The organism is Pseudomonas sp. 31 R 17 (assembly GCF_900004915.1).
GTDB classification, from domain to species: Bacteria; Pseudomonadota; Gammaproteobacteria; order Pseudomonadales; family Pseudomonadaceae; genus Aquipseudomonas; species Aquipseudomonas orientalis_A.
On sequence record NZ_CVTN01000026.1, the window covers coordinates 19,916 to 31,902 of the forward strand.

An 11,987-nucleotide genomic window follows, 5' to 3' on the forward strand; every position below is an offset into this window, starting at 1 on the left:
TTTTTAAGTGTGATGTACAGACCGGCAAGTTTCAGCGGAAGGTGCCGGGCGCCTTGAATAACAGAGGCTGCGGCCGCACGGGTCGGCATTGCAGGCGGTCACAGGTAAACAATTGCGGGCGTTCGATCAGATAGCCTTGAGCGTAGTCCACACCTATCTCAAGTAACGCCTGTTCTATCTGCGACGTTTCAACAAACTCGGCAATTGTGCGTTTACCCATGACATGGCCGATGTGATTGATCACTTCGACCATGGCGCGGTTAATCGGGTCGTCCAGCATATCCTTTACGAAACTTCCATCGATCTTCAAGAAGTCTACAGGTAAATGTTTGAGATAGGCGAATGAGGACATTCCGGCGCAAAAATCATCAAGTGAAAAGTGGCAACCTAACGCCTTGAGTTCATTAATAAAACGAATTGCACTGCCTAAATTGGCGATAGCGCTGGTCTCAGTTATTTCAAAACAAATCATTTCCGGGGGAATGCTGTAAGTGTCGAATTTCTCACGCAAAAACCCGAGAAAATCATCATCGCCAATGGTTATGCCTGACAGATTAATCGCACACATGGCCATGGGTCGGCCCGGATGCTCATGCATGCAACGGGCGATGATCTTGAATACGTTTTCCACCACCCAACGGTCCAGGGACGTCATCAAGCCGTAACGTTCGGCCGCCGGAATAAAACTGTCGGGCAGGATGGTTCGGCCTGATTCGTCATGCAGGCGCAAGAGTATTTCAATGTGACCGGTGCCCGCTTCGGTATGGCCCAGAGGGGAAATTTCCTGGGAATAAAGGCAAAAGCGGTCTTCTTCAAGGGCCATGTGCAGGCGTTGCACCCACGCCATCTCGCCAAAGCGTATGGACAGCTCCGAGTCATCGGCGTGATACACCTGCACCCGATTACGCCCCTTCTCCTTGGCCATGTAGCACGCCATGTCGGCGGCGCGCAGCGACGTTTCCAGGGTGGTGGGCGTTTGCGAGATATGCACCAGGCCGATGCTGACGGTGGTCATGAACGGCCGGCCCTTCCATACAAAGTGCAGGCTTTGCACGGTGTGGCGCAGGCTCTCGGCGATCTTTTCGGCTACCGCTGCCGGGCAGTTTTCCAGGAGGATGCCAAATTCATCGCCGCCCAGGCGCGCCAGGGTATCGCCTTCGCGCAAGTCCGATTGCAGCAGCGCGCAAATGTGCCGCAGCAACTCGTCGCCCGCGGCGTGGCCGCAAGTGTCATTGACCAGCTTGAACTGGTCCAGGTCGAGGAACATCAAGGCATGCCGGCCGTTTGGCTGACGTGCCACCTGCTGCAGCACTTGCTCCAGGCGGTATTCGAATTCACGCCGGTTGGCCAGGCCGGTCAAGGCATCGTGGGTCGCCTGCCAGGAAAGATTGGCGATGTACTGGCGCTCCTGGGTCATGTCATGCAGCACCAGCACCGCGCCACTGACCTTGCCTGCGCTGCGAATCGGCGCGCCCACCAGGGTCACGGAAACGGTGCTGCCGTCCAGGCGCTGGATCAGCTTGGAATGGTCACTGCCGCCACTGAGTTCGCCCTTGATGATGTGCTCGATCAGGGTGAAGCCGTCCGGCTCGGCGTTCTCATCCAGCAATTTGAACAACGCCGCCAGCGGCAGGCCCTGGGCCTGGGCCGAATTCCAGTGGGTCAGCGCTTCGGCGGCGGGGTTCATATAGGCAATCGCACCGTCCACGTCGGTGGTGATGACCCCGTCACCAATCGACTCCAGAGTGATCTGCGCCCGCTCTTTCTCCGCCTGCAGGGCGTCGGCAAACGCATGGCGCTGGGCCAGCAACTTGTGCGTGCGCAGCAGCGCCAGGACGATCAGGCCCAGGGCCGTGGCCAGGTTGGTGATCAACAGCAGGCGCAGGATCATCCGCGAACCTTCGCCCAAGGCATCGCTGAACGCCTTGGCCGCCGGTGTCACACCTTCGTTGATCGCCGTGATACGCGCCTTCCACAGCCGCACATCGTCGGCATCGACCCGATCGGCAGCAATGGCGTCATGCATCTGGCGAGCAAGCTCGTCCAGTTGCAACAGGTAGCCGTCGCCCACCGTCCAGAGTTCGATGGCCTTTTCCAGGTAGCTGAAATGACGAAAGTTGAGGTACAGCCAGATCAGGCTGGAGACGTCGTCCGGGTGGTTGCCGCCCTTGATGATACCCAGGCGCGCAGCCGGAATATCAGGGGTGGGGCTGTCCAGGGCGATGCGCAACTCATGCCCGCCCTGAGGCACCGCAATGGCTTGCTGATACTTGAGGTAGGTGGCGGCTTCGCGATTATCGGCGTAGAGGGTCAGGTAGTAGATGGCGTCTTTCTGGCCCTTGGACCACAGACTTTCACCTGCCACATAGCCACGCACCGCCGAGAGCACGTAGAGACTGACGCAGCCTAACAATGCCTGGAACAGCACAACGGCAATAAAGGGCCAGACAATGCCCAGCAGCCGTGGCGTTCCGAGAGTCCGCTTTTGCTTCATGAAGTCCCTTGCACATGCACAGCTCAATACGCACGCGAAAATCCGCTCCCGATAGCACAGCCTAAGCTAAATCAACGCACTTGTTGCAGGTGTCCATACAATTTGGCGTACAACCCGCCATCGGCAATCAACTGCTGATGGTCGCCATCCTCGGCGATATGCCCGCCATCGAACACCAATACACGGTCAGCCTGTTTCACTGCCGAGAGCCGGTGGGCGATGATCAGTGTAGTACGCCCACTGAGAAAACGCGCCAGCGCCTGATGCAGGTTGTACTCGGTGGCCGCGTCCAGCGCCGAGGTGGCTTCATCCAGAATCACCACCTTGGGCTCGGCCAGGACCATGCGCGCAATGGCCAGGCGTTGCCGTTGACCACCGGAAAAACGCACGCCGGAACGCCCCACTACGCTGTCCAGGCCCAACGGCAATGCCTTGACGGTAGCATCCAGCTGGGCGATTTCCAGTGCCTGCCAGCAGGCCTGGTCCGTGCGCTCGCGGCCCATCGTCAGGTTGGCGCGCACGGTATCGTTGAACAGCGCCGGGTGCTGCAGCACCACCGCGACGTTTTCACGGATGGTCGCCAGGCCGATTTCCTGCTGGCTCGCGCCGCCAAAACGAATGCTGCCGGCCTGCGGTGTATAGAGGCCCAGCAACAGTTGCACCAGGGTACTTTTGCCGCCGCCGCTGGCGCCGACAATCGCGACTTTCTCCCCCGGTGCGATGGCCAGGTTCAGTTGGTCGAGCACCAGGTCGTCACCGTAGCCGAAGTCCAGGCCGCGCACTTCGATACCGACGGTCGCACGCCCGCTGAAGGGATCGGCACCTCCGGCGTATTGCGGCTCGTCGGCGCGGGCCAGCAGCTCGTTGATGCGCGTCAGCGCGCCGCCTGCCGCGTAGTAGGCGTATTGCAGGTTGAGCAACTGCTCCACCGGGCCGATCATGAACCACAGGTAACTGAACACCGCGAGCATCTGGCCGATGGACAGGTCGGAAAACAGCACGGTCAACATGGCAGCGGCGCGGAAGATGTCGATACCGAACTGGAACAGCAAACCACTGGCGCGGCTGGACGCGTCGGTTTTCCATTGCGAGTGAATGGCGTAGTCCCGCACTTCCCTTGCACGCTGGCCCAGCCGCCCGAGGAAAAAGCCCTGGCGGTTGCCGGCGCGCACTTCCTGGATGGCATCCAGGGTTTCGGTGAGCGCCTGGGTAAACCGCGAGGTACTGTCGTTTTCGAGTTTTTTCAGGTGCTTGACGCGCTTGCCCAACTGCACCGTGGCGTAGATCACCAAGGGGTTAAACAGCAGGATCAGCAGCGCCAGCTGCCAGTGCATCCACACCAGAATCGCCGAAGTGCCGACCAGGGTGAGCATCGCCACCAGGAAGCGGCTGAGGGTTTCGCCGACGAATTTGTCCAGGGTGTCCAGGTCGGTGACCAGGTGGGTCGTCACCGTGCCGCTGCCCAGGCTTTCATATTCGCCCAGGGAGATGCGCTTGAGCCGCTCGATCAGGCGCACGCGGATGCGGTAGACAATGTCTTTGGCCAGCCGCGCAAACAGCCGCGCCTGCACCACGTTGAACACCAGTGCGCCGCAGCGCAGGGCCAGGGTCATCAAGAGCATCAGGCCGATATAACCGGCGGCTTTCTGCCAGCCCAGGGGCAGCGCGTGGTTCATCACCTTGAGCGCGGCATCGCCATGGCCCAGCAGCACTTCGTCGACCAGCAGCGGCAACAGCAACGGGATGGGTACGCTGCATAAGGTCGCCAGCACGGCGACGCTGTTGGCGATCCACAGGGATTTGCGGTGACGCAGGGCCAGGCGGCGGATTTCCGCCCAGGTCAGGCGGTCGCTGATGGTTGACTCATCCCGCACAGGTAGCGCGCTCCAGCCATCGGGCGAGCAACGGTGACAGCTCGTCCAGCGGCTGGTAGCCATTGGTGAGCAGCGCCAATTGGCCGTTGCGCTCGGCCAGCAAGGTCGGGAAACCGGCAATGCCCAAATCCTGCACCCAGGTGAAATCCGCTGCCGTGGCCGCGTGCTGCTCGGCGCGGTCGAACTCGCCGGCAAACTCGATCCGCGGAATACCGGCCTGCTCGGCCAGTTCCACCAGCACGTGGGCAGAGGTGACGTCGCGGCCTTCTACATAAAATGCATGCTGGATCAGCCCCAGCAGCGTCCAGGCGCAATCGGGCGCCAGGCTGCGCGCAGTGACAAGGGCGCGGCACGCAGGCTCGGTGTCATAGACAAACCCCTCGGGCAACGCACCCTCGCGCTTGAACGGCTGGCCGGTGGCGTCGGTCACCGCCTGCCAGTGCTCCAGGATATAGCGCCGCGTAGTCGGTTCCAGCGCCGCGCCACTGCCGGTGCGCAAGCCGCCCACCACCAGGTGCAACTCCACGCCGGCCGCCCGGGCCTGCTCAACCATCGCCTGCGCCACCGGGGCAAAGCCCCAGCACCAGGAACACATCGGGTCCATTACATAGAGCAGGCGCGCGGACATGGTTCAAGCCTCGGAAGGGGTTTGCTTGTAGTTGAAACCAATCGGGTGCGGCATGTTACGGGCCTTCGCCAGTTCGATCTGCTTCTGCCGGTCGATGGCGCTGCGACGGGTTTTCTCCGGCAGCTTATCCCAGCAATGGGGGCAACTGATGCCGGCCACGTAGTGCTCGGACGCGCGGTCTTCTACGCTGACCGGTGTGCGGCAGGCATGGCATTGATCGTAGTCGCCTTCGCTCAAATCGTGGCGCACGGTGACGCGATTGTCGAACACGAAGCAGTCGCCCTGCCACTTGGTCTCCTCCTGCGGCACCTCTTCGAGGTATTTAAGGATACCGCCCTTGAGATGATAGACCTCGCCGAAGCCTTCGCTGAGCATATAGCTCGAGGCTTTCTCGCAACGAATGCCGCCGGTGCAGAACATGGCGACCTTCTTGTGCCTGGCCGGGTCGAAGTTGGCTTTGATGTAGTCGGGGAATTCGCGAAAACTGGTGGTCTTCGGGTCGATCGCGCCTTCAAAGGTGCCGATCGACACTTCGTAGTCGTTGCGCGTGTCGATCAGCAGCACTTCGGGGTCGCTGATCAGCGCGTTCCAATCCTTGGGGTCGACGTAGGTACCGACTTTTTTGTTCGGGTCCACGCCTTCCACGCCCAGGGTCACGATCTCTTTCTTGAGCTTGACCTTGGTGCGGTAGAACGGCTGGTCGTCGCAGTACGACTCCTTGTGGTCAATGTCGACCATGCGCGGGTCTTGCTTGAGCCACGCCATCAGGCCGTCGATGCCCTCGCGGCTGCCGGAAACGGTGCCATTGATGCCTTCTTCGGCGATCAGCAGGGTGCCTTTGATGCCGTTGTCGACCATCGCCTGCAACAGTGGCTCACGCAGGGCGACGTAATCTTCAAGGGTGACGAACTTGTACAGTGCCGCCACGACGATAGGTTGAGTCATGGGTAATCTCTCCAGGTGGCTACCCTCGTAAGGGGTGAACCGGATGCAAAATGACGCCGACCAGGCGACGCGGCGGGCATTCTAGCAAAACCATGCCGCCACCGCATCGACACGCCGCCGCTGATGTGCCCTCAGCGGTGTGGGTTGCGTACGCCCTCCACTCGGTACCGCTGGCCGCCGAGATGGCTGAACATCAAGCGATAGGCACCGCGTCCGCGAGCAGCGGCATAACCGTGCAAGTCAGCGGACCACAGTTGGTCGCGATGAACATGCCAATGAACCGCGCCGAAACGCCCTTGACGCAAGTGGCTGAGGGTAAGGGCAATGCTGCGGCGTTCCCGGCCCGAGAGTTGGGTATCCACCAGCGCTGTGGTGTCCAACTCCACCTGCGGGGCAGCGGCTCTCGCCGCAGACGACGCCACCAACGGTACCTGCGCCTGTGCTCGCCGGGCACGGCGTGCGCGGCTTGTGCCGACAACCTGTGTCGTCTCCCCCACCTCGAACTCGCTCACCCCTGCCTGCTGGCCACTCGCGCCAGCCGGATCACGGCTCGGACTTCGCAGCAAAATCGCGCCGTAGCCCATGCGCTTGAGCTCCGGCATCGGGTTACGCTGCCCCGCGAGTACGCTTTCGACTTCCCCCGGTTGGTCCACCGGCCCCGCATAGCCGTAGATGGCCCCCTGAGTTGTATAAACATAAAGCGACATGCCGCCTTCAGCAGGACGGCGCCCATAGGCGAAATTCACCAGCCGCTCCGTTTCTTCGTGGCTCAATTGCGCCTGCTGTGCCAAATTGATCGCCAATTCCGAGATATTCCTGGCGAACTGTTCTTCGATTCCTTCCGCGGCCCCGGCCACCGCCTGGGGTTGCATATATCGATAGGCACTGAGGCGGCTGGCACCAAACAACACGCCTCCCACCAGAGCGCCCACGGAGGCCCCCAACCGCGCATTGCCCAGCAGTGCTCCCGCTCCCAGGCCCAGCACGACCAGAAGCAGCATGATGATGATTCCGCCCTGTATCCGAGTATTTTCCACGTCGGCAGGCTGCAACCCCATTGAATCAACGAACGTGAGCGGGTTGTTGGACGTCATCAGATAAGCATTCAACTGCGCCCCGCCGCCTGCGGGGTCCGGGCTTATCCAGCGCTGCAACCACGGGGCGTAATAGCGAAAGCCGTAGTAATACAAACCGCTGACGTCACGCTCCTTGCCTGAATACCGGCGGGTTTTGTCGCGACCCTGCACCGCGTTGCGCGACGCCCACCACGCGGTGCCCCCGTACGGAAAATAGCTCTCCTGGCTCAATAACTCGGCCTCTTCGCCCAGCTCCAGTCCATGACTCGATTGCTGATCCTTCAGGCAGTAACGCAGGGTCTCCTGCGCAGCGCCGTCATCGAGTCCCAGCTCCCATTGCAGGACCTCAACCGTGCAACGCGCCACCTCTAGGCGCACGACATTCAGCCGACGCATCGGCCGGTGGCGCAGCTCCAGGCCTGGCAGGTAATACACCCGCGCCGTTTGCCGGCTACCGGCGACCTGCTGATGAGTGAGTTTGAGCGCACGCTGGCCGTCGCCGGCATACACATAGGTCTCTTCGTCGGCATCCTCCCCGTCACGCTCGATGGAGGTGACCCTGGCCAGTTGATTACGCAGGTTCCACACCATTGGCTGGCCGCGCCCGAGCTGTTTCTGATTGCCATTGGCGTCAAAGCCTTGCGCGCCTTCGGTTAGCGCAAGCTCGCTCGACAACGCACGGTTACTGCCCCTCGCCACCTGCATGGCGCGGGTGTAGCCGACACCACTGGACGGCACATGGCGCAGCCGGGTCAGGTTACCCCCCTCGTCATAGGCATAGTGCTGGGTGTAGTTGCGCCATAGAGCGGCATCGGTCGAACCGAACGAAATACGCGCAGGCAGCGCCGGGCCAATGGTGGCGCCGGCACTTTCCCGCCCCGTCGCCTGGGTCAGTTGGTACAGCGAGTCGTATTCATAGCGGCAGGCAGACTGCACTTGCGTGTTGTGGCTCCATTTCGTCGGTTGCGCCTGATCGAGCAGGTTTGAAACATTGCCCACGGGATCATAGGCGTAGCTCAGGTCCTGCAAGGGGGCCGCCAGCGCGTTTTTGCGGTACGCCATCAGCCGGCGCATGCGGCCGTCCTCGGGCCGATAGGTGGCCAGGCTGCTCACGCCATTGCCCAACAGGGCCTTCTCCACCTGGCCGGCGGCATTGTAGTCGTAGCGTTCGATGACGGTCTTGCGCGCGCCACTTTTCAAGGTGAGGTGAATATGCGTGGCCTGTCCGTCCAGACCATAGGCAAAGTGCCGACCGTTTCCCTTGGCATCGATCTGTTCCAGGGTGCCGCCAAGGGCATCAAACATCCAGCGCGTGGTGTAAACCGCGCTTTCCAGCTGCTGGTTCTGCTCGGCCAGGGCAAGCGGCCAGTCCACCTCACCGGGCGCGTCGCGAAACCGCCGCGTTTGCTGCAGCACTTGCCCGGTAACCCCGTACGCGTCGTACACCTGCGTACCCGCCGGGTCGGCATGCCGTACCAACTGGCCGCAGCGGTTAAGCGCGCGGTGTTCGGAGGTTGGCGGGGCATACGCCAGGCTTTCGACACAGCGGGGCCGCGCTTCGTTGGCCGCTTGTTCGAACACTGCCACCGGACGCTGCAAGGCGTCGTAGTCGTGGCGCTGGTAGGCACCCCGCCCATCCCAGGCATGCAACAGTTGCCCGGATGGCGCTGCCAGCAACAGCCGCATACCGGCGTCCACATCGTTGCGGCGCACCAGCGCACCGGACAGGCTGTACACCGACACCTGGTTGGCCTCGGTGGCGGGCTCGCCCAATTTAAGCGCATGCAGGCGCGCGTCCCACTGCTGCAGCAGCAGGCCGCTGGCCCCAAACACCTGGCGCATGACACGGGCCGTTGGCGCCGCCTCGGGGGTGGCGCGCAGGTAAGCGACGTTGCGCACGGTCAACCCACGGGGGTCGAATGCCGCGAGGGAGGGCGTATTTCGATGAAGCGAAGCAGACATGATCACATGACCTCAATGGCACAAAGGTCGGCCAAGCCTGGGCTTGATGCGGTGGATAAAGGTGGTATCGGCGTATGGGTGCCGGCGACGCCTGTAAATACCTATGCCTGGCCCCGTAAATCTGCGTGATAGCGTTTTTCATTGCCCGCCGGACCCATCGGCGGGCGTGAAGGAACGTACGAATATGCAAGCCGACAGCAGCTCCTTGCTCGCTCAATTGATTGATCACTCACGCCCTCCCGCCCCCGGTCGGGACGATTTCAACACCGCGCTGCAGCGCCTCGCCATTCACTCGGTATTCGACATTGTGCGACTCGGCGAAAAGGCCTTTGCAGAGCAACTGGCCACCTGCAACGACGACGATGCCCACACGGTGTACCTCAAGGCTCGCAGCGCTGCTGCGCAACTGGAAAGCGTGTTTCGCGAACAGCAAGTCTCGTCGGACCGCCCTTCCCGGCGCGATAAACGCGATGTCGCCGCTCAAGACGGTGCCACCTACCAGGCGTTGTTCAAGGAAAACCGCGGACAGTTCTGCGCCAGCTCATCCATTGCAGCCATCGATTCGCCGGCCGCCTACCTGCGCGCGCTTTATCTGTTCGCCCTGCAACTGGAACAGAATGCCAAGGGGGCGGACGCGGTCAAGCTGGCCGAGCGCCGTGCGGACCTGAAGGATCTGTTGATCGACCCACACAGCGTCGCAGGCCAGGTGCCCATGCTGTCGATCATCAATCACACCTTGCTGCGCAATATCGCCGGTGCCAACGACAACGACACCTACACACGACTGAGCAAAACCTGGTATCCCTTTTCATTGCCGTATCATTTTCACCACCAGCAATGCCGGCTGGGCTTGTCGGGCGACAGGCCAATGTTGGGTGAGTTGAACTATCGCATCAGTCGCCAGTTGCCCCTGGCCGCAGAAACCAGCACTTACGGGCAAGTCGTTACCCACAATCACGAGGTTCAATGTCTGTTATCGGGGCTGAGCCCTGAACAACAGGCGCTGCTCAAAAGTGACTTGGCCTCGGCGCAGGATGCCCAGACGTTCTATCGGACGTACTTCAACTGGACGGCCGCACAGGGCCCGGAAAACGTCACTGACTTTCTGCACCCTACGCAACTGGACGCCGAACAACTCCAAGCGCTGCTGGCACAACAGACACAGACACCGCGCAAATCGCCTTACTGCAAGCAGGACACCGGGCTCACTTACGGGGCCTGTTACATCAATGGCGCGACGGCCTCCACACCCGCGATCAGCCTGGACAACAAGGCCCCCGCCAGGCTGGTCAACGTGAGCATAGAGCGCTTCGACAGGCTGCAACGGATGATTCGCCTGCAGCGCTGGCTGGGCCTGCCGTTCGCACAATTGGACACGTTACTGGTCAGCGCCATGCGCTGCGAAGGCACCAGCAACCGCGCGCTGCTGATCACCCATAACACCCTGCGAGCGCTGGGGGTGTTTTGCCATCTGAACAAGCGCTACAACTTGCAAGCCGAAGAGTTTGCCGCCTGGCTCCATCAGTTGCCCGTTCACGCCTCGGGGGAGCGCGTGTCACTGTTCGACCAGGTATTCAACCGTGCAGGTTCCGCCTTGCCGCCCCTGTATCTGGACGGCAAGGCGTTCGACGCAACCACTGCGCAACAACTCTGCGCCGGGCTGGGCCTGCAAGACACCCAGGATTCGCTGCAACTGCTGATCGCCGGTGGGCCTGCAACGCGTACGATCGAGACCGTCAGCGCACTGTATCGACAAGCGCGAATCGCCCGCCTGTTCGGCTTGTCGGTCATGGAATGCCAGCAACTGGCGCAGTTGCTCGGCAGAGCCAACGTTCTCACGCAACTGCGCAACCCGACGCTGCGTCGCAAGCCCAAGGGCGCGACTGACTTTCTCGACGTGCTCATGCACCTGGAATGGGCCAGCCGCTGGCTCAAGGAAAACGGCAACAGCCTGTCACTGTTCAGGCATCAGCTATTGCTTGATCAGCAGGTCCTGGACCCCGCCATCAACCTGCTGTTGAAAGAGTTCGTCGCCTATGATCAGGCTTCCGTCTCCACAAAGTTGAACCTGCTTGAACTGCCTCAACAACCCACTGACGAAACACCTCGCTTGCCCGCCGTTGACTGGCGATCCCTGACCCATCAGGTACTGCAACGGATGCGCTCGAACACGACCATCGAGGTGGCGCTCGACCAAGTGCTGGCTGGCGTTGCGATCAGCACGAACGCCACACGCACAGCCTTCTTCATCGAACAAACCAAACCCATGCTTCGTAACCTGGTGAGCACGATACGTGACGAATTCTGGGCGCTGTACGGGCGCCTCAAAGATATCATCCACGCCGTCCCCCAACTGCCAGGCAACGCCAACGGGCATCAGAAATATGACCATCATGGGCATTTCCTGCGTTTGTACGCGCCCGGCGCCCCACCGCTGCAAACCCTCGGCTATCTGATCTTGCTGCTCCCTCACGCCGTCGATGTTCTGCAATGGCCGATCAGCCGCCAGGCGCTGGATCAATTCCTGATAAACCCGCACTGGCTGGACAGCGATCATCAACCGTCCTCGTTACTGGAACTGACGCCGCACACCCTCTACCTCATGCAGCAGTTCAACCATTGCATCGACCGCTTCGGCCTGACCGAAGGACAGATTCTCGATTACTTCAGACTGGCCAATACACCGCCCGGTAGCACGGCACTGAACACCAGTGACGAAACCAACGAGCATCTCGCCCGACTCTGTGGCTGGAGTGCCAGCGAAATAGGCGTTTTCAGCGGCCAGCTGAGCCCGCCCCGCATTACCTCAATGGATCGCCTGGACTGGTTGCTGCGCTGCCGCCACGCCAGCAGCGCCACCGGACTGTCCGCCACGCAGCTGATTGCCGCCAGCCAACTTAAAACCGACTCGACGTTCGCTCAATGGAAGGCCGTCGGCGAGGCGCTCACCAGTACGCATGCCTCTGCCGTTGACACCCTGTCCCCTTTTGACCTGCTCAAGGACTGAT

6 protein-coding genes are annotated in these 11,987 nt (G+C 61.3%); 1 reads left to right on the plus strand and 5 read right to left on the minus strand.

The features are described 5' to 3' along the window. Nucleotides 1–31: 31 nt before the first annotated feature. From BFP89_RS00705 to BFP89_RS00725, 5 genes are all read right to left on the minus strand, one after another. Nucleotides 32–2,494, minus strand: coding sequence for an EAL domain-containing protein (locus tag BFP89_RS00705; protein WP_065883262.1), 2,463 nt, complete (start codon nt 2,492–2,494; stop codon nt 32–34). Between the two features lie 71 nt (nt 2,495–2,565). Then, the gene (locus BFP89_RS00710) at nt 2,566–4,350 is read right to left on the minus strand and encodes an ABC transporter ATP-binding protein (protein WP_163001570.1); all 1,785 of its coding nucleotides are present in this window, start codon (nt 4,348–4,350) and stop codon (nt 2,566–2,568) included. A 7-nt stretch (nt 4,351–4,357) separates the two neighbouring features. Next, nucleotides 4,358–4,996, minus strand: a complete 639-nt coding sequence (locus tag BFP89_RS00715; protein ID WP_065883264.1) for a DsbA family protein — start codon at nt 4,994–4,996, stop codon at nt 4,358–4,360. 3 nt (nt 4,997–4,999) lie between these two features. Next, the gene (locus tag BFP89_RS00720; protein ID WP_065883266.1) at nt 5,000–5,941 is read right to left on the minus strand and encodes an oxygen-dependent tRNA uridine(34) hydroxylase TrhO; all 942 of its coding nucleotides are present in this window, start codon (nt 5,939–5,941) and stop codon (nt 5,000–5,002) included. 131 nt (nt 5,942–6,072) lie between these two features. Continuing rightward, nucleotides 6,073–8,979, minus strand: coding sequence for an RHS repeat-associated core domain-containing protein (locus BFP89_RS00725; RefSeq protein WP_065883268.1), 2,907 nt, complete (start codon nt 8,977–8,979; stop codon nt 6,073–6,075). 184 nt (nt 8,980–9,163) lie between these two features. Here BFP89_RS00725 and BFP89_RS00730 point away from each other — a divergent pair, with 184 nt between their 5' ends. Next, nucleotides 9,164–11,986: a Tc toxin subunit A gene (locus BFP89_RS00730; protein WP_065883270.1), complete on the plus strand. Its 2,823-nt coding sequence runs from the start codon at nt 9,164–9,166 to the stop codon at nt 11,984–11,986. The last annotated feature ends 1 nt before the right edge of the window (nt 11,987 follow it).

Bases quoted from the DNA above. Each gene is read 5' to 3' on its own strand.
- BFP89_RS00720 (WP_065883266.1), bottom strand. From the start codon at position 5,941: ATGACTCAACCTATCGTCGTGGCGGCACTGTACAAGTTCGTCACCCTT.
- BFP89_RS00705 (WP_065883262.1), bottom strand. From the start codon at position 2,494: ATGAAGCAAAAGCGGACTCTCGGAACGCCACGGCTGCTGGGCATTGTC.
- BFP89_RS00725 (WP_065883268.1), bottom strand. From the start codon at position 8,979: ATGTCTGCTTCGCTTCATCGAAATACGCCCTCCCTCGCGGCATTCGAC.
- BFP89_RS00715 (WP_065883264.1), bottom strand. From the start codon at position 4,996: ATGTCCGCGCGCCTGCTCTATGTAATGGACCCGATGTGTTCCTGGTGC.
- BFP89_RS00730 (WP_065883270.1), top strand. From the start codon at position 9,164: ATGCAAGCCGACAGCAGCTCCTTGCTCGCTCAATTGATTGATCACTCA.